This window comes from Spirosoma liriopis (genome assembly GCF_023196085.1).
Classification (GTDB): Bacteria; Bacteroidota; Bacteroidia; order Cytophagales; family Spirosomataceae; genus Spirosoma; species Spirosoma oryzicola.
In genome coordinates this window covers 1,354,566-1,373,529 of sequence record NZ_JALPRF010000002.1, presented here as the reverse complement: position 1 = coordinate 1,373,529, position 18,964 = coordinate 1,354,566, and the positions used below count along the sequence as shown (strand labels likewise).

At 50.3% G+C, this 18,964-nt stretch carries 14 protein-coding genes; 8 read left to right on the top strand and 6 right to left on the bottom strand.

Annotated elements, in window-relative coordinates; all coding sequences use genetic code 11:
- Nucleotides 1–81: 81 nt before the first annotated feature.
- The 4 genes from M0L20_RS14670 (at nucleotide 82) to M0L20_RS14655 (ending at nucleotide 4,230) form a co-directional block, all read left to right on the top strand.
- Nucleotides 82–1,053 (top strand): DUF2157 domain-containing protein, encoded by a 972-nt coding sequence (locus M0L20_RS14670; protein WP_248477686.1) that lies wholly within the window; start codon nucleotides 82–84, stop codon nucleotides 1,051–1,053.
- Nucleotides 1,050–2,237 carry a hypothetical protein gene (locus tag M0L20_RS14665; protein ID WP_248477685.1) on the top strand — a complete coding sequence of 396 codons (1,188 nt, stop codon included), beginning with the start codon at nucleotides 1,050–1,052 and terminating at the stop codon, nucleotides 2,235–2,237. Before M0L20_RS14670 ends, M0L20_RS14665 begins: the two co-directional genes overlap by 4 nt.
- A 70-nt stretch (nucleotides 2,238–2,307) precedes the next feature.
- The gene (locus M0L20_RS14660) at nucleotides 2,308–3,495 is read left to right on the top strand and encodes a phosphoglycerate kinase (protein WP_248477684.1); all 1,188 of its coding nucleotides are present in this window, start codon (nucleotides 2,308–2,310) and stop codon (nucleotides 3,493–3,495) included.
- A 96-nt stretch (nucleotides 3,496–3,591) separates the two neighbouring features.
- The gene (locus tag M0L20_RS14655) at nucleotides 3,592–4,230 is read left to right on the top strand and encodes a hypothetical protein (RefSeq protein ID WP_248477683.1); all 639 of its coding nucleotides are present in this window, start codon (nucleotides 3,592–3,594) and stop codon (nucleotides 4,228–4,230) included.
- Nucleotides 4,231–4,290: 60 nt separating this feature from the next.
- On the opposite strand, the gene M0L20_RS14650 is transcribed toward M0L20_RS14655, so the two are convergent.
- The 3 genes from M0L20_RS14650 to M0L20_RS14640 form a co-directional block, all read right to left on the bottom strand.
- On the bottom strand, nucleotides 4,291–5,796 hold the full coding sequence (locus tag M0L20_RS14650) for a tetratricopeptide repeat protein (protein ID WP_248477682.1): 1,506 nt from the start codon (nucleotides 5,794–5,796) through the stop codon (nucleotides 4,291–4,293).
- Nucleotides 5,797–5,863: 67 nt separating this feature from the next.
- The gene (locus tag M0L20_RS14645; RefSeq protein ID WP_232561664.1) at nucleotides 5,864–6,619 is read right to left on the bottom strand and encodes a zinc ribbon domain-containing protein; all 756 of its coding nucleotides are present in this window, start codon (nucleotides 6,617–6,619) and stop codon (nucleotides 5,864–5,866) included.
- Between the two features lie 17 nt (nucleotides 6,620–6,636).
- The gene (locus M0L20_RS14640) at nucleotides 6,637–7,737 is read right to left on the bottom strand and encodes a Nif3-like dinuclear metal center hexameric protein (protein ID WP_248477681.1); all 1,101 of its coding nucleotides are present in this window, start codon (nucleotides 7,735–7,737) and stop codon (nucleotides 6,637–6,639) included.
- 246 nt (nucleotides 7,738–7,983) lie between these two features.
- Here M0L20_RS14640 and lptB point away from each other — a divergent pair, with 246 nt between their 5' ends.
- Nucleotides 7,984–8,715, top strand: coding sequence for an LPS export ABC transporter ATP-binding protein (gene lptB, locus M0L20_RS14635; RefSeq protein ID WP_232561662.1), 732 nt, complete (start codon nucleotides 7,984–7,986; stop codon nucleotides 8,713–8,715).
- A gap of 83 nt (nucleotides 8,716–8,798) precedes the next feature.
- Here the strand turns inward: lptB and recO are convergent, their stop codons facing one another.
- Entirely contained in the window at nucleotides 8,799–9,491 is a 693-nt protein-coding gene (gene recO, locus M0L20_RS14630) for a DNA repair protein RecO (RefSeq protein WP_232561661.1), read from the bottom strand.
- A 173-nt stretch (nucleotides 9,492–9,664) separates the two neighbouring features.
- Between recO and M0L20_RS14625 the strand changes: the two genes are divergently transcribed.
- The gene (locus M0L20_RS14625) at nucleotides 9,665–10,501 is read left to right on the top strand and encodes a fumarylacetoacetate hydrolase family protein (RefSeq protein WP_232561660.1); all 837 of its coding nucleotides are present in this window, start codon (nucleotides 9,665–9,667) and stop codon (nucleotides 10,499–10,501) included.
- 186 nt (nucleotides 10,502–10,687) lie between these two features.
- Nucleotides 10,688–12,490, top strand: a complete 1,803-nt coding sequence (locus tag M0L20_RS14620) for a cytochrome c peroxidase (RefSeq protein ID WP_248477680.1) — start codon at nucleotides 10,688–10,690, stop codon at nucleotides 12,488–12,490.
- Nucleotides 12,491–12,509: 19 nt separating this feature from the next.
- Here M0L20_RS14620 and M0L20_RS14615 read toward each other — a convergent pair whose 3' ends face one another.
- Nucleotides 12,510–14,069 carry a serine hydrolase domain-containing protein gene (locus tag M0L20_RS14615; RefSeq protein ID WP_248477679.1) on the bottom strand — a complete coding sequence of 520 codons (1,560 nt, stop codon included), beginning with the start codon at nucleotides 14,067–14,069 and terminating at the stop codon, nucleotides 12,510–12,512.
- Nucleotides 14,070–14,374: 305 nt separating this feature from the next.
- Between M0L20_RS14615 and M0L20_RS14610 the strand changes: the two genes are divergently transcribed.
- On the top strand, nucleotides 14,375–15,253 hold the full coding sequence (locus tag M0L20_RS14610) for an HAD-IIA family hydrolase (protein WP_232561657.1): 879 nt from the start codon (nucleotides 14,375–14,377) through the stop codon (nucleotides 15,251–15,253).
- A 91-nt stretch (nucleotides 15,254–15,344) separates the two neighbouring features.
- Here the strand turns inward: M0L20_RS14610 and M0L20_RS14605 are convergent, their stop codons facing one another.
- Complete coding sequence (locus M0L20_RS14605; RefSeq protein WP_248477678.1) at nucleotides 15,345–18,809, bottom strand: putative Ig domain-containing protein; 3,465 nt, start codon at nucleotides 18,807–18,809, stop codon at nucleotides 15,345–15,347.
- Nucleotides 18,810–18,964: the final 155 nt, after the last annotated feature.

The window sequence follows — 18,964 nt, the reverse complement described above, 5'->3', positions numbered from 1 at the left end:
GCAATAAGGGTGCGAACCCACACGAGTTAAGTGAGTAGTATGGGTAAAACCCATACTTAACAAACAAAAAAAACGCCGTTTATGTCCCCAACCGACGTTCTGAATGCCTTAGATAAACTAACTATTTTGCCCGCCGAGCAGAAGGCTCAACTCACTGACTACGAGCAAAAAAAGCCATTTTCCCTGCATTGGGAATTACGCTCGATGCTTTACATCGGTATTCTCTTGTTGAGTTCGGGGCTGGGTCTGCTTGTCTACGATAACTTTGATCAGATTGGCCATGGTGTTTTGCTAGGAGCGATGGCAATCGCCTGCCTGGCCTGCTTTGTCTTTGCCTGGCGATACCAACCTCCGTGGACTACCGATCAGGCCCGAAACCGCTCCCCTTTCGGCGATTATGCGCTGCTGATGGCCTGTCTTTTGTTTCTGACGCTCGAAGGGTACGCCCAATATCAGTATTCCGTCTTCGGTACGCGCTACGGATTGGTAACGCTACTTCCTGCCCTGCTATTTCTGCCGCTGGCGTACCGGTTCGACCACCGGGGCGTACTGGGCATGGCCCTGACCGCGCTGATTTCGTGGGTCGGCGTTACGGTTCGCCCCTTAGAGTTGTATTTCAAAACCAATTTTTTTGATCGCGATACCGTTTTCTCAGCCATCGGACTAGCCATTGTGCTAATAGCCCTGGCCTTTGGCCTGGAGCGGCAACGTATCAAAGCCCATTTCACCTACACTTACCTTGCCATTGCGGGCAACTTGCTTATGGTTGCTCTCTTAGGTGGTTTATTTAATTTCGGGGAATTACGGTGGGGGTTTGTTGTGGGTATTGCAGCGGCCTGCATCACCCTCGACCAGTACGCCAGACGGAATCAATCGTTTATGTTCCTGCTGATGAGTACGGTTTACGGCTACATTGGCGTAACGTATCTCTTTTTCCATTACGTTACGCCCCGCAACTGGAACGATACTTTATACTATTGGTACTTTATTCTAACGGGCATTGCTTTGGTAGCGTACCTGATGAGCCAGGTTCCAAAACGTACGAATGCATGAAAGCTTATAATGAACAGTGGATTTACAATCGTGCAATTGTCGCCCAGGCCGAACGTTGGTACCGTAAGCGTTTTTTGTCCGATGCACAGATCAACACCATCCGGCAGACGTACCCGGTTGATTTTCGTCAGACAAACGGCTTCATCGAAATCGGGCTGTTTTTGTTTACGACCGTCGCTATTTTAGGTAGCTATTTACTGCCGTCCAGCGCTTTTTCCACACTGCTCAACAACCGAACGACGTACGGACTATTTAATATCGGGTTCGGCGTCGTTGTCGGCCTTGTAGGTCATCAGCTCATCAACAAACGGCTCCTTTACCGAAATGGGGTTGACAATGCGTTTGTTGTTACGCTGGCGGGGTTTTTGTCCTTCGGCTTCAACCAATTGCTTCCAACGGGCTTGTCGACCTCAACGCACTGCCTGCTGACACTGCCCTTATTGATCGCCATTCTGTGGTATTATGGCGATACGCTTATCGCTTTTTTCACGCTGGCAACGTTCTACGCCTTTGTCTTCGATAGCATCCTGTCCTTTAGCTGGGGCCGAAGTGCTTTTCCTTTCGTTATGATGGCGGTATCAGCTATTCTGTATATTCTGTCCCGAAATCCCAAATGGCTATGGTCTCAGTCGCTAGTTCAGGAAGCGTATTACAATGACCCGCAGAATCTATTCCAGTGGATTACACTGACGGTATTGGCCGCGAGTAGTAATTATTTTGTCGTGCGCGAAGTCAACTGGCTGCTGCTGAAACCCAGACCTGAGCATACTCCTGAGCTGAGTCTGTCCGTATTATTCTGGTTGCTAACATTCGCCATTCCGGTAATTTATCTATGGCAGGGTCTGCTCAAAAAAGACCGAATGCTGATCATTCTGGGTATACTGGGTTTGATTGCAAGCATCATGACGTTTCATTACTACATGACTCTGGTTCCGCTTAATGTCGCCCTGACGATTGGCGGCTTAACGCTGATTGGGCTCGCGGTGGTAAACATTCGCTATCTGCGTACACCTAAAAATGGCTTCACCGATGCGCCAGACGATGATTCACCGGATGAGTTTTTTATCAACGCCGAGGCATTGGGGGCTATTCAGGCGTCAGCGGGAGTACATCATGACGGAAAAAATGACGTTCGTTTTGGCGGTGGATCGTTTGGCGGAGCAGGCAGCGACGGAAAGTACTAACTTATTCGGCCCGCATCTCCCGAAAAACCGCTAAGTTTGGCCCCGCAAACCAACGACCATACGTAGTCGCATGAAAACCGTAGATTCTTATAACTTCGCAGGTAAGAAAGCCCTCGTTCGGGTTGACTTCAACGTTCCACTCGACAAGCAGTACAACATCACCGACGATACGCGCATTAAGGCGACCATTCCTACCGTCACAAAAATTGTGAATGACGGTGGTTCCGCGATCCTGATGTCGCACTTGGGTCGGCCAAAGGGTGGTCCCGAAGAAAAATATTCGCTTAAGCACATCATTCCAGCGCTGGAAAAAGCGTTTGGCCGTCCCGTCAAATTCGCCGATGATTGCATCGGACAATCAGCTATCGACCAGGCTGCCAGCCTGCAACCGGGTGAAATTCTGCTTCTGGAAAACCTGCGTTTTTATAAAGAAGAAGAAAAAGGCGATGTCGCTTTCGCCGAGAAACTATCGAAATTGGGTAACGTGTGGGTTAACGATGCGTTTGGAACTGCTCACCGTGCTCACGCCAGTACAGCCGTTATGGGTCAGTTCTTCGACGACCGGGTTGCTGGTTATGTAATGCAGGCGGAGTTAGACAATGCGAAAAAGATTCTGGAAAACGCCGAGCGTCCGTTCACCGCAATTATGGGTGGTGCCAAAATCTCGGATAAAATCCTGATCATCGAAAAACTGCTCGACAAAGTTGACAACCTGATCATTGGCGGTGGTATGACGTATACCTTCACCAAAGCGCAGGGTGGTCAGATCGGTAAGTCGCTGCTCGAAGCGGACAAGCAGGATTTAGCCCTCGAACTGTTGAAGAAAGCGGAAGAGAAAGGCGTTAAGATTTATATGCCGGTGGATAACGTCTGCGCCGACGATTTCTCAAACGATGCTAACCGCCAAACAGTAGCAACTGGTCAGATTCCTGATGGCTGGGAAGGTCTGGACATTGGTCCCGAAACGATCAAACTGTTTACGGATGTGGTCCTTAGCTCGAAAACCATTCTCTGGAACGGCCCAATGGGTGTCTTCGAATTCCCGAATTTCGCCACTGGTACGAATGCCATTGCCGAAGCCGTTGTAAAAGCGACCGAAGAAAATGGTGCGTTCTCGCTCATCGGCGGTGGTGATTCAGCGTCTGCCGTCAATCAGGCGGGCTATGGCGACCGCGTAAGCTACGTTTCGACGGGTGGTGGTGCGCTACTCGAATACATGGAAGGCAAAGTCCTGCCGGGTGTCGCTGCGCTGGATTAGCTTTTCACGACATACATAGAAAAAACAAACGCCGTATCTCCAAGATACGGCGTTTGTTTTTTCTATGTATGTTGCTGGCTATTGCTACCTACCGTCATGTCAACTCATCGCCAGGAATATTATCCACCCTTATTGGAGGACCACTATTACCATATTTATAACCGAGGTAACAACGGCGATAACCTATTTTTTCAGGACAGAAACTATCGCTACTTTCTACAGAAATACGATGCGTATCTAAGCCCATACGTAGAAACATACGCTTTTTGCCTGCTTCCGAATCATTTTCATTTACTTGTACGCATTAAAAACTTTTCGGACTTGCCCCAAATGCAGCAGACCTTGCGGCACGGTAACGAATGGATTACATCACCCGAGCGCATCATTAGCGAACAGTTTCGTCGGTTCTTTGTCTCTTATGCCAAATCCGTGAAAATTCAGGAGGAACGTACAGGTAGCCTGTTCGAGAAAAATTTCAGGCGCAAACAGGTTGACTCTGAGCAGTATTTTACGACACTCATTGCTTACATTCATCAGAATCCGCAGACCCACGGCATTTGTGCCGATTATACAGATTATCCATATAGTTCGTATCAACGGATTATCGATCCTAAGCCAACCAGGCTTATGAAATCATTCGTTATTGATTGGTTTGGCGGGGTAGCCACCTATATTCAATTTCATCAACAAGCGTCTGCCCTAGAATTAATCAGCTCCATAGTTATTGAAGAGTGAGCCAGTTGTAGGTTGAAATACATACGCCATATCTTGGAGATATGGCGTATGTATTTCAACCTACAACTGGCTCAGTGCCGCTTTTGCTTTGTTGTCAACGCTATTTTTATACTCGTGATGCTTGAAACTGAGCGCTTTCTGGAAAAATGACCGCGCACGAGACCGGTCGTTTTTTTGCTGATAGATATAACCCAGTTGAAGTGCCGCCGTCGCACCAAACGACAACTGCTGCCTCCCCTCGCCGGATTCGCTCAGCATCAGCGACCGAGTTAAATACGGTACAGCCGCATCTGCATCGTTTCGGCGCTGATAGATACGCCCCATCCGGTAGTTATATTCTGCTTTTTCAGCCAACGACGCGAATTTTGCTTCGTTATAGGTTCGTAGATACGCCAATGCGCTGTCCGTAAATCCACCATCGGAGGCTAACCGAGCCCGCATCAGGGCTTTCTGGTTCGGTGATGCGCCTTGTTTTGAATAGGCTTCGGCAAATTTCTGGGCTGCTTTGTCCGCTTCTACGGTCGTTCGGCCAACGGTTGTTACTTTCTGTAAAAACGCCTTCGCTTTATCTTCGTTTTGCCCGCTCCGGTCGTTGCCTAACCAATGGCATAGAAACAGCTTGTAATACGAATCCTTCACAAAATTACGACCTTTGTAGGCATTCAAAAACTGCTGAAAATGACTGGATGCATTGCCATACTGGCCTTTTTGCAGATAGATGTCGCCCAGAATATTATCGACGATTGGCATAGCCAGATAAGCGGGACCCGTAGGACGCTTTGCCAAAAACGACAACGCCTGTTCGCTATGCCCGTTTTTTTGCTCGATGGTTGCGCCAAAAAAGTGAAGCAACCCATTATCGGGGTTGTCTTTGACCAGCCGCTGCAACGCCCTGCCATCAGCATCCGAGAATTTCAGCACGTACGCCCGGACCATCAGATCGATTAACTGAGTTTCTAGTCCAAACCGTGCATCTTGCTGCGCCCGCTGAAGCTCTTGCTGACCTTGTTGAATCGTACCACGAAGCCCTAGCAGACTGGCGACCCAGCTATAGTTGTCAGGTACCGATCCAACCATGATGTGGAGCGTACCCAGCGATTTGTAAGTGGGCAGAAAATCGGGAAACTTTTTTTGGTTAGTAGTCAACAGCTTATACGCCCGAATAACGTCCCAGCTAGCACTGACCTCTTTACCGAACTTCAACTTTGCAAACGCCCAGTGAAGCCGGACTTCAGCTTGCAATACGCGTTGCCAGGGTGACTTGTCGTCTAGCGTCTTCAAAGCGTCTATCCGCTCATCTTCCCGGTCACTCCTATCGGCAAACACCTGTTCATCGTCGGAAGTAACGAGCGTGAGCATGTCAGCGTAATCATCCAGAAAAATACGGACACCGTTTCGACTGCTTTCTTTCACCAGCGCTTGCCGGGCCGATTGGACTTTCAGCTTTTGTAAATCCTCGTAGGCCCGTTCTAATCCCGGAGTCCAGACAAAATCCTGTGCATAGACGCCAAAAGGAAAAAGAAAGAACCCAACAACCAATACGCAAAAGCCTTTGACAGACAACATAATAAAAATCAATATAGCAAAAAAGGTCGCCTGACAGACGACCTTTTTTGTTCAATTCATGAATTACCTAGCGACCACGGCCAACCGGAGCGGGTTCGGGAACACCTTCGACATCGGCAAAGATCCGTCCGCAGTGTTCGCAGACGATAATTTTCTTTTTGTCTTTGATGTCGGCCTGGCGTTGTGGCGGAACCACGTTGAAGCAACCACCGCAAGCGCCCCGTTTCACCATAACGACCGCAAGGCCGTTCAGCGCGTTGCCCCGAATTTTATTGTACGAGTTCAACAAGCGCGGCTCAATCGTGGTCGCCTGCTCGTCGCGTTGGTCGATAATCGCTTTTTCTTCTTCTTGGCTTTCCGACGTGATCTGGTCCAGCTCCTGCTTTTTCGCTTTCAGATCTTCTTTCCGTTCGTTGAGCGCAGCCGTCGTCGTTTTGATCTCCTCTTCCTTACCCCGCACGCGGAATTGAGCTTCGTTGATTCGCTTTTCGGCTAGTTCGATTTCGAGCGATTGCAACTCGATCTCTTTCGAAATCGCGTCGAACTCGCGGTTATTGCGAACGTTCATCTGCTGATCCTTGTATTTGGTGATCAGCTTCTCAGCGTCTTTTTTGGCAATCCGGTTGCGCTCGATATCTTCTTCCAGCGTCTTGATTTCAGCCTGAAACTTGCCTATTCGCGTTTCGAATCCGGCTATATCATCTTCCAGATCACGCACCTCTTCGGGCAGACCGCCACGAATTTTGATGAGTTCGTCTAGCTGAGAGTCAAGGGATTGCAGTTTAAGAAGAGCGTCTAATTTTTGCGCAATCGTCAGTTCCATTCGGAAAATAGTTAGTGCTATATAAAGAACCGGACGGGATTGGTGTCCGTTTCTGATAAAATTACCGCAAAAGTAGTGAATTTTTTCGCCAAATACTGGCTAATTAACTCTTTTGTAAAGACTTCACTTTCGTAATGGTTAATATCGCAGATCGTGATTCGGCCATCGGCGTCAAAAAACTCGTGATACTTGTAATCGGCAGTTACGAAAACGTCGGCTCCTGATCGGATCGCGTCCGGCAGCAAAAAGCTCCCTACGCCCCCACAGACCGCTATACGCCGGATTGGGCGGTCAACAAAGGGCGTGTGGCGAATCAGACTGACGGCCATATTTTCTTTCAAATACCGAAGCCAGGTTTGACTATCAAGCGCTTCAGGTAGGTCGCCAATGGCCCCGGAGCCAACTTCCTGATTCTGATTGTCCAACGCCGTTAGGTAATAAGCGACTTCTTCGTACGGGTGCGCCTGCCGAAGAGCGGCTAGTAGTTGCCCCTGCTGCTGCGTTGGCATGATAACCTCAATCCGGTTTTCGGCTTCTTCGTGGTACTCCCCTACCTGACCGATTACGGGTTGGGCGTTCTCACCCGGTTGGTACGTTCCCGTACCGCTCACCCGAAAACTACAGTTGCTGTAGTCGCCGATCTGCCCCGCCCCAGCCGCGTAAAGCGCATCCAGTACGGGTTGCGTATCAGCGATGGGCACAAACGTAACCAGTTTGCTCAGCACCTGCGATTTGGGAGCGAGTATCCGTACGTTCTGTAATTTCAGTTTCTCGGCAATCTTGAAATTGACCCCACCGGCCACATTATCGAGGTTTGTATGAGCCGCGTAAATCGCTACGTCGTTTTTGATGGCTTTGATAACAGCCCGTTCCACATAGGTTTTGCCATTTATTTTTTTGAGTCCCTTAAACACAATGGGGTGATGGGCCACGACCACGTTACATCCTTTGGCAATCGCTTCGTCGATAACGGCTTCAGTAGCATCGAGTGTGACCAGAACCCCTGCAATCTCGGCGTTGGGATCGCCCACAATCAGGCCGGAGTTATCGTACGATTCTTGGTAAGACAGCGGAGCAAAGGCTTCCAGATAAGCAGTTAACTGACGAATTTGAGGCATATGAAATGGACGAAGAGTCAACGAATTAAACCCTGAATCTATACCAGTAATTGGTTTATTCCTAAAACGGCCTTAAAGTGTAAATCCGTCAGGAAACGAATACTTCCCCTTTAAAAATTGTTAATAAACAGGTTTAGCAGCGGACCAGCCCTAAAAATAGTTGGCAGTGGCTGGTATTCGTCCGAACTTTGCGGTTACCCCGGTTTAACACCTGCGGTACTGACCGTTTTTTGATAACGCATCAGCATGATTCTGAGAACTGAAAACTTAATAAAAAAATACGGGTCGCGTCTAGTCAACAACAACGTATCCTACCAGGTCGAGACGGGCGAAATTGTAGGCTTGCTCGGTCCGAACGGTGCGGGTAAAACCACATCATTCTACATGGCCGTTGGTCTGGTCAAACCCAACAGCGGCAAAGTTTTTATTGATGACAAAGACGTAACCGACCTGCCCATGTACAAACGGGCCCGCCTGGGTCTAGGCTATCTGGCGCAGGAAGCTTCTGTTTTTCGCGATCTGACGGTTGAAGAAAATGTACTGGCCGTTCTGGAAATGAGCGACATACCGAAAAATCAGCGAAAAGAGAAAGTCGAGGAACTGCTCAATGAGTTTAGCTTGACTCACGTGCGGAAAAACAAAGGCAAGGTACTATCGGGTGGAGAGCGCCGACGTACGGAAATCGCCCGTGCGTTGGCCGTTGACCCTAAGTTTATCTTGCTGGATGAGCCATTTGCGGGCGTTGACCCCATTGCGGTCGAAGACATTCAGAGCATTGTCGCGAAACTAAAGCACCGCAACATCGGCATTCTGATCACCGACCACAACGTAAACGAAACCCTCTCCATCACCGACCGCGCTTACTTGCTGTTCGAAGGTAAAATTTTGAAGCAAGGTTCTGCCGAAGATCTAGCCAATGACGAACAGGTTCGCCGGCTTTACTTGGGTCAGCATTTTGAGCTGAAACGTAAAATTTAAGATTGTAGCTGTTTTTAATCAGAGTGGTGTCGGGTTCTCAAACCCGACACCACTCTGATTAAAAACACTTGCGCTACGTGACACTAGCTCAACAGCTCCCGCAAAACTGGCAACGATTTTACTTCACCGATGGTGTCAATGTGAATCTGGTAATAGGCCACCAGCGCATCGAGCAGTTCATTCCGGGCCGCGCGCGCCAGTCGAATGGGCGTTCCAAACGGTTGGCGTACCATGCTGTTCAGCGCAGTTTCCATTTCATCGTCGGGTAAAAACGCGTAGGCATTTTCGCGCAACTGATTCTCAAACTCGCGGGCGCTCTCCGGTCCGAAGCCTAGAAAAAACGATAACTTAAGCAAAAACGTGAGATGGAAGTTTTCGTAATTCGTACGGGCTTCCTCCAGAAACAGCACTGAATCGACCAGAAAGCGGAACAGAATTGGACTGCCCGCTTCTTCTTTCAGCACCTTGTTGAGCATTTCCGTTACGAACATCGCAATCGTTGACTTGCTTACTTCGAAAGGCAGGCTCTGAAAGGGATGGCTGGTTTTGATTTCCGACAGTCGATGAATATCCCGATCCGGTTTGTTGTAGACAACCATATCCAGCAGCGTCAACGGCTGGAAAAGCGCAATCTTGTTGTTTTTGCTCTTGGCCGTTCGGACGCTATTGACAATGTAGCTTTGTAAGCCAAACTCTTCGGTGTAGACGCGGGCAATAATGGATGTTTCGCGATAACGGATATAACTGAGGGCCAGGCCCCGTGTTTTTTGCAGCATTTTCTATAAAACCACCAAACCGGTGGTACGTAAGCCTACTAATATAACACTTTTTCGGCGAATTTTGGCCCAGAGTACTCGATTTCACTTTAGACATTCCCGATCAAGAACGATCTGTTGTCAAGTAAAAGATCCGTCAAACCTTCTTTACCCATTATAGTCAATCTCCTACCATGAAACTTTACAAAACCCGTTCCGGCATCGTTCTTGAATCCAACAATTCGTATTATTCCGTTCCTGCCGATAGCTGGGACGACTTGGTTAACCAGGATAATCTGCACGATACATTGCGGCAACTCACTCAATCGGCTACGCCCGCTGATGATCACCAGCAATGGGTACAAACAGGCTTACTGGCCCCTATCGGCCGGCAGGAGGTTTGGGCATCGGGCGTGACCTACCTGCGCAGCCGCGACGCCCGCATGGAAGAATCGAAAAAAGCGGGAGGAGACAATTTTTACGACCGGGTGTATGACGCCGAACGGCCCGAATTGTTCTTTAAATCGACAGCTGAACGAGTTGTCGGTCCTGGTGCCGACGTTCGAATCCGAGCCGACTCAACCTGGAACGTTCCCGAACCCGAGTTAACCTTGTTCATCACCGCATCGGGTAAAATTGTGGGCTACACGTGCGGCAACGACATGAGTTCGCGAAGCATCGAAGGCGAAAATCCGCTGTATCTGCCCCAGGCTAAAAGTTACGATGGCAGCGCGGCCCTGGGACCTTGCCTGTACGTTCCAGAAGCGCCGATTTCGCCCGAAACTCAAATCCAACTCGAAATTCTCCGCGATGGGCAGACAGCCTTTACCAACAGCATCGCCATCAGCCAGATGAAACGCCAGCATACGGAATTGGTGTCGTTTCTTTTCCGTGAATGCTCATTCCCCTACGGTTGCTTTCTAATGACGGGAACCGGCATTGTACCACCCGACAGTTTTACCCTTCAATCGGGTGATGAAATTCGCATCACGATTGACGGAATCGGGACCTTGGCCAATACCGTTGCTTAAGTAAGTAAGCTTTACGTTTCTGGTGTATTTCTCGGGTTGGTGTAGAAACATGAGGTTGAATAGCTCCGCGTTTCTTCTCAATTTAGTAATACCCGCCGTGCCTTCGTTACCAACGGTATGCCGATTTTTGACTCAATGGCCCAAACGCTTATTTTTGTTGGCTGACTTGTGTTCAGGAATCGTCTTATGAAGCCACTGCTTTACCGTTTATCACGACCGCATAGCCTGGTAGCTGCTGCGCTGCTGGTCGTAGTGGCGGCTTTTGTTCCGGCCTTTGTTGCTATACAGCCGCATCAGACCGTTAAGGCAACCTATCTAACCGATCTGGCACGGCTCGATTCCGCCGTCACGGCGTTGCGCACGGCTATTGAGAAACACCGGCCAGCCTCTGCCGTACAAGCCGCATTTCGCCGGTCGAGGCTGGCCTACAAGCGGGTCGAGTTCCTGACAGAGTTTTACTTTTCGGGATCTGCCAAGTCACTCAACGGCCCTCCTTTACCGGAGGGTGAGGTTGATGACGGAATAGGCATTGTGATCGAGCCAAGCGGCTTACAAGTCGCGGAAGAGCTAATTTTTCCGCTGGATGCGTCCCGCCGATCCGACTTGCTTCAACAGGTAGCGTCTATTCAGACGACGATAAGTCAGCTGCGACGGGTAGCTGGCTACACCGAACTAACGAATAGTCAGGTGTTCGACGCCATGCGGCTGGAGGTGGCTCGCCTGATTACACTGGGTATCACGGGGTTCGACTCGCCGGTTGCGCTGCACTCACTTCCCGAGAGCATTGCCGCACTCGAAAGTATAGAACAAACGCTTGACGCTTATCCCCTTTCGGCGCAAGCTAGTCCGATCAACGCGCAGCTTCGTCAAACGCTTCGTGGAGCGACGCAAGCCTTACGTGGTCAGTCGTTCAACCAGTTCGATCGGCTCCGTTTTATCCGGCAGTATGCTTATCCGTTGAGTCGCTTGTTGATGGATGCACAATTGACGCTTGGCTATCCGTTGGCAACTGACAAACGGATGCTCCGTTCGTCGGCCCGCACCCTCTCGGATACCAACGCTTTCGACCCCACCTTTTTTCTGCCCTACAGCTATGACCAGCCGACTACCCAACGCGTAGCATTGGGGAAAACGCTTTTCTTCGACCCCAGGCTATCGGGCAACGGGCAACGTTCGTGCGCGAGTTGCCATCAGCCGAACCGAGCTTTTACCGACGGTGAAACGTCGTCACTAACGCTGGATGCCAAAAATCGAATTGATCGAAACACGCCAACCCTGGTAAATGCGGCTTTCCAGTCCTTTCAGTTTATGGATTCAAGGACGTTCTATCTGGAAGATCAGATTACCGATGTCATTCACAACACGCGGGAGATGGGCGGTTCCATTAATCGGGCCATAAAAACCTTACAAAACGATTCTACGTATCGCGCCCAATTTTCCAAAGCGTATGCGGATGGTGTAACCGAGAAAAATCTAAAAAATGCTCTGGCTTCCTACATCCGCTCGCTGACCAACCTAAACGCGCGGCCCGACCGTTACCTGCGCGGAGAACAAGTTGCTTTGACCGCTCAGGAAAAAGCGGGTTTCAACGTATTTATGGGCAAAGGAAAGTGCGCTACCTGTCACTTTTTCCCGCTCTTCAACGGCACCATTCCACCGGCTTACATCAAAACAGAAAGCGAGGTGATAGGCACTCCCGCCACGGCATCGGAAAAACAGCTCGACGCCGACGAAGGTCGCTACCGGTCAACCCAGATCGGCATTCATCACCACGCTTTCAAAACACCGACGGTCCGGCAAGTCGCACTAACGGCTCCCTATATGCACAATGGCGTCTATAAAACGCTGGAACAGGTCGTTGACTTTTACGACAAAGGAGGTGGTGTAGGCTTGGGATTCACCCTAGAGAACCAGACCTTACCTTTCGACAAGCTCAATCTGACAACTACCGAGAAGCAAGCTTTGGTCGCCTTTATGAAAGCCCTGTAACACGGAACGCCGGGCGGTCTTAGAGTTTTTTGATGTCCAATTGCTGAATTAGGGCCGGGTTTTCCGGAGTTAACGTGAAAAACACATCGGCAGCCCCTTGTTCACCTTCGATTACGAAATGACCGCGTAGCTGGTTTTCGGGTATCAACTCGCCAACCCGCACGACTTTACCCAGTTTTGAAAACAACGCCTGAGTCGCTTTGCGACGGTTTTCGAGCGAATGATCGGGGAAGAAGTTCTCAGCAAAAATCGGATTTTTTTCGGCATTCGTCCAGTCGGGCAGCAGGCTGACCAGTTCCGCTTTTCGCTGTTGCAGGATTTGTGAGACAGGCAGCTGACGCGGTTTCAGTTTCGCCATTGACAGCAGCGTATCCAGCACCGCCCAGTTGACCGCACCCAGATTCGCATACGTCAGGTTACCGTAGGCAATAACGCCGATACCATACTCGGGTAGCATCCGCCACTGACTACCAAAGCCCGGCAATCCACCGCTATGCGCTACATAATCGCGTCCGTCGCCGTCATGACTCCAAGTCAGTCCGTAAGCGTAATGAGTGACCATCGGCGTCACCCGACCGTTAGGAAAGCGAAAAGCCGGGCTTAAATCCCGGAACGTACGGGGCATGTGCATTTCCCGCACCGAACTCCGCTTAACTGGTCCGGTTTCGACTCCGTTACGCGGAGGCCAGACCGACAGATGAAACGCGACATACTTACTAAAATCATCGATGGATGTCAGCAGACCGCCCATAGCCCCGTGACTCCCGTCGTGCAGCAGCGGCTCTTCGACCCATTGCTCGTTGAGCCACCGATAGCCATGCGCGAGTTGGTTGGCGGAGACTTTTGTGTACTCCCATTCGGTGTGGGTCATGCCCAGCGGCTTCAAGATAGCTTCAGTGATGTATTGCTGGTACGGTTTTCCCGATACGGTTGCGATGATCCGGCCCAGCATGGCAAAGGCTAAATTACTGTATTCGTAGGCAACGCCGGGCACATTGGAGAACGACACATCCCCTTTGAGCAGCGTTAGTAAGTCTTCGTCCGTATCGGCTAGTTGACGGTCGCCCCAGGGGTTATCTTCAGGAAATCCCGCCGAGTGGGTTAGCAGGTTACGCACGGTTATGACTGGCGCATCGGAAGTCAGGTACGTGAATTTAGCCGCTTCGGGAATGTACTTCGTAACGGGATCGTCGAGTCGGAGCTTCCCCTCATCGCGGAGTTTAACAACCGCCATTGCCGTAATGCTCTTGGTCATTGAGGCAATGCGAAACACGGACTGGGGCGTTGCCGCCGTTTTTTTGGCCACATCGGTATAACCCAGCCCGCCCGAATGGACGAGCTTTCCATCGACTACCAAGCCATACGCCACGCCCGGATAATGGTTCTTCGCAGCATATTCCTGGTAGATTTTATCGATTACGGGAAAAACCGTTTCGATATTTTTTAGTCGGTCAGAATCGGTGAAAACAGGCGGCTGGTAGTTTTTTTGCTGCGCTGATGCGTCGATTTTGCTCGGTGTAGGTTGCCCAAAGGCCAGTGCCGTTCCGAAAGAAGCCAGCAGTAGAACAATTCGGTTCATAGGTCGTACAGGTTGATTTGCTAAAAATACTGTTTTTGGTCAGATCGGGGCCTACAACGTGTTTCTTAATAGTATTCAACAGCTTTTTGAGCATTTAACAGCCGTTTCGTACAAGCGTCATGGAGCAATAAGCGACTGCCTGTGGTCCCTTTTGACACAGCTTTTTTTATAAGAAAGTTATTTTAGCGCGCTATACCCGTATTTTTACGAAGAGTTTTTCAAGGAAAGACGAATAATCTATTGCCGCCTTACCATATTCATATAAATAGCGGTAAGCATTACTATATAGCCACGTACCATTTCTTATGCAACTTGCCGATTTCAGAGACGTAGCCGCCAACTATAAAGTAATTTTCTTCGATGCCTTTGGCGTGCTGAAAAACTACGAAGGGGTATTACCCGGTATTGAAAATACGTTTAACTGGCTTCGGGACAACGACAAGGAGTTTTACGTATTAACGAACGACGCATCACGCAGTCCAAGAGAGCTGGCCGAATCGTATTACCGACAGGGTCTTTACGCCATTACGCCGGAGCGTATTATTTCGTCGGGCATGCTGGCGCGGGAATACCTCGACCTAAAAGTCAATCACGGGACAGTAGCGTATCTGGGTACTGCCAGTTCGGCTCACTACCTCGAAACGACGGACTTAAAAACGCTGCCCATCAATCAGGTAGATTTAGCCGATATCGCCGACATAAACGCGCTGGTACTACTTGACGACGAAGGATTCGACTGGAATACGGATCTAAACAAAACCGTCAACTTACTGCGCAAGCGTAATATTCCGGTCATTGTTGCCAATACCGACGAAACCTATCCCGTTTCCAAAACACGCATTGCCATCGCCATAGGAGCCGTCGCGGAAATGATCGAAACCATCGTTGGAAAACAGTTCATTCGGTTCGGCAAACCCGATGCGCAACTCTTTATGTTTGCTTACGAACGGCTCGAGAATGTGGTTCCTCGCGGTCTGGAAACCCCGGAGGACGGGCACGTCAGCAAGCGCGATGTGCTGATGGTAGGTGATACGTTGCGCACCGATATTCTTGGGGGAAACAAATTTGGGCTGGACACCGTGCTGGTATTAAGCGGCAACACGCAGGCACAGGACGTTGAGGTACAAATTCGCAGTACGGGTATCATCCCAACGTACATCTGTGAGTCGGTACTGATTCCATAAAATCAGGGTTGCGGCTCAATCATACTCGCTATCAACTAAAAAGGCACCTCCATTACAACGGAGGTGCCTTTTTTCATCAACAGAGCAGCTGCTAGTTTTTCAGTATCCGCACTGTTTTCGTTTGCGTAGCTGTGTTGACTTTCAAAAGATACAACCCTTTCGTGTGACCGAGTTGAAGCGTCTGGCGCTCTACTTCGGCGGCTTGGCTAACAGCCCGTTTGCTGATTGAACGGCCTTGCTCGTCAAACACCTGGAAATCCAGCGCTTGGCCCGTCGCTCCACGAACTTCTACTTCGGCATCCTGGCTAGGCACCGGGTTAGCCATCAGCGTGACCGTGAGATCAGACTGGCGTTCAGCTATACCCACTCGCGCAGCCGTGTTACAGGCAGCCAGCCAGTTATAAGCAAAGGTAGAAGCACCGGCAGTTCCCGCTTGCTGAGCACGCAGCGTAACCGTTGGGTTGTCTGTGTAAAGACGGAGCGTGTAGGGACCAGGAGCCGTCGTTGGTACGGTTTCATTCACAACTGAGAATGTAATCGGCTGACCGTTGGTACCGCTGTATTGTGGCGTAAAGGTCACCTGACGCTCGCTAGGCGTTGTAGCCACGCAGCTGATAGTATTCACGCTCGCGATAGCGAACGTAGCCGGTGGTGTAGAGCCAATAGTAATCACGAAGGTTCCGACTGCTGTCGCGCTCGAAGCATCGGTAACGCGAACCGTTACAGTTCGGGTACCTACTGTTGTTGGTGTACCACTGATCACACGCGACGTAACACCGATAGTAAGCCCGGCAGGCAAGTTTACCGCCGAATACCGCAATGTTGCCTGTCCATCTGGATCGGTGAACGCATTGGCTGGAATCGTGTAACTGAACGGTACGCCGACAGTACCAACCTGATCGGTCAGGCCGCCGTTATAAACGGGCGGACGGTTGGCAACGGGTGTGGTTCCACAAGCCGCCCGGAAGTTCCAGACGAAGTAGGTTGAACCCGTAGCTGCATCCTGAATCGGTAATACGTATTGGTTGTTGTCGAACGTGTACGTGTACTGAACGCCCAACTGACCCTGACCCGTTACACCGTTGATCAACAGCGGAGGTAGAGCCGGTGTAAATCCGCCAGTCGTGTAACCAACGACGAAATTAACGCTCGACAATCCCGTTGGTGAGATGTTACAGCTGTAGCTGGCAATCGTCAACGAAGCAGGGGGTTGCGGTTGTGTAGCCGTTTGACTGATCGCAATCGTAAACGTACCCGACGCGACTAAGCCGCCAGTATCCGTAGCTGTCACTGTTACTTGGCTCGTGCCCGGTGATGTAGGCGTACCGCTAATGACACGGGTGATCGGTTCAAAACCAAGACCGGCCGGTAAACCACTTGTGGCAAACGTTAACGACTGGCTCTCCGGATCTGTGAACGTCGTTGGTGGCAGGTTATACCGGAACGCAGTTCCAACAACGCCCGTCAGTGACGTTACACCATTGAATACAGGAGGCTGATTCGGTGTAGTGTTGGTCGCACACGCTTCGCGGAAGTTCCAGACAAAATACGTCGAACGCGTGGCCGCATCCTGAATTGGTAACAGACTTTGATTGTTGTCGAACGGATAGTTGTATTTCACACCTAGTTGGCCCGAACCCGTAACGCCGTTGATGAACAGCGGAGGCAACGCTGGCGTAAACGTACCGTTTGGATAGCCAACGACGAAATCAACGCTGGTCAGCATCGAGTTGGTCGTATTACAGGTAAAGCTCGTGATACCAATTGGCTCGTTCGAACCCGATGCCTGAATTGCTTTGTCAGCCTGGATGAATCCGTAACCCGTGCGGTAATCGAAGCCATTGTCAAACCCAGGCGTCAGCGGATCGTCCATATCCAGTGCCGTACTCGTCATTTTTGACAGAACATCGCTGGGCGAGAGCGTATTTTTCGCCCGTTCCTGCATCAGTGCAGCAACAGCCGCAGCGTGCGGGGCAGCAGCCGATGTACCAAAGAAGTTGGGAAAACCGTCGGGTTCATAGTCTGACGAGAAGAACGTGTTGTTTCCGCCATCGACCGACGTAATTTCAGGCTTTTGGCGAATAATCCCATCCTGGCTGATGCGGTTCCCGGCAGCATCGAACAAGGTTGGCGTACCACCGGCCGACGAGAATACTTCGACCACTGCCGTTGACAGACTTGGGTTATAAGCAGGTGTGTCGAAGTAAGCAGTAGCCGCTACCGAAATTGCCCGCGCAGCACTGTTATGACCGTACGAAGCTCCACTCCGGGTATCATATTCGACAATGCTTGTACGGCTACCGAAATTGACCCATTTGATAAGAGAAGGATCAGGTCCGGCGTATTTCACAATCACTACGTCAATATCGACGGGAGCGCCTGTTGTGTTGGTGTAGGTACCGGTTACTTCGACAGGGTCACCGGACGCGATGTTATCATTAGTGCCTCCTCCTGCTAGGGGTACACCATTTCTAAAAAACAAGATGTCCAGATCCGTTCTGGCACCTACTCCGCCACTCACTGAGCGGAAGGGCTGATCCCATTGGAGTACAAGGCGCAGGGTCCCACCATTAGCAACCGTGACTTTTTGATAGATGTCTCCCCCACCAAAATCGTGGGCTACCCCGTAGCCAGGTATGTTGATGCCTGAATTGGCAAATTTAGCCTGATACGACTGACGGGCCCGGTTTCCTGCCGACGAGAAGTAGGTTACATTGTTGTTCACAACGACCTGATCAGCCGCTTGCCCAACGATACCATCCTGGAAGAAAGGCTCTGCCAGATAGATGATATCATCGACGATAATATTACAGCCCGCAGCGGCTAGGTCAATGATTCCTTTGGCAAACCCGGCCTGCCCCCTATTAGCCGTGTTGAACGCAATAGCGGCTCCCGGTGCTACGTCATGGACAATTTCGGCCATAGCGCGGCCTTCATCGGTACCCGAGCTGAAATCATCAATGATCTGTACGTTGGCGGGTAGATCGCCAGACGCTACCCCCGCAGCAGCCCCTCCCAGCACGTTGTACGAGTCGGAGATAACGCCGACTTTCGAACCGGCCCCTGTTACGCCGTAGGTTTGACGAGCCAGGTCAGCCCGCAACGCTTTGTCTCCTTGCGAGGTTACTTTACCGACGTTGTTTTCCGGCTTGTAGTAAGGACGCGCGTAGTTGAGAGACGCCACATTCTTCAGATCATCCAGTTTGTCGATGGGCAGAAATCCGAAGATCATACTCTTGAAAGCGACCCCCTGCGTAAGACCCAAGGCCTGCAACTGAGCCAGCAGAGCCTCCCCGTTCATATCGCTGGCCACCGCTTCAATGGCAATCATGTTGCCATTAATAACGTATTCATACTTGATCTGCCCGTCTCGAATTGGCGGTGGTGTCGGCGCTCCGTTGCTTTGTTGAACACTTAGCAGATCAGAGGTAATTTTAGCGCTTCTGGATACGGTTTTTAAATCGCCCGGTGATTGCGCTTTACTAAGCGAAGGCATGGCCAGCAGCGCTGTTACGGCACAAGCAACCACACCACATTTTTGTAGTGTTTTTAACATACACGGATTAGGTTAGTAAAAAATAAAAAGCAAACCAACTACTTATAAGTAAACAGGTAATTCGATTAAATAACGGATCGACGTCAGCTTCTTTCTTTGTAGTGGCTTACATTCTTTCGTAAATTCATATAAAAAAATCTTTAATACCAAATGCT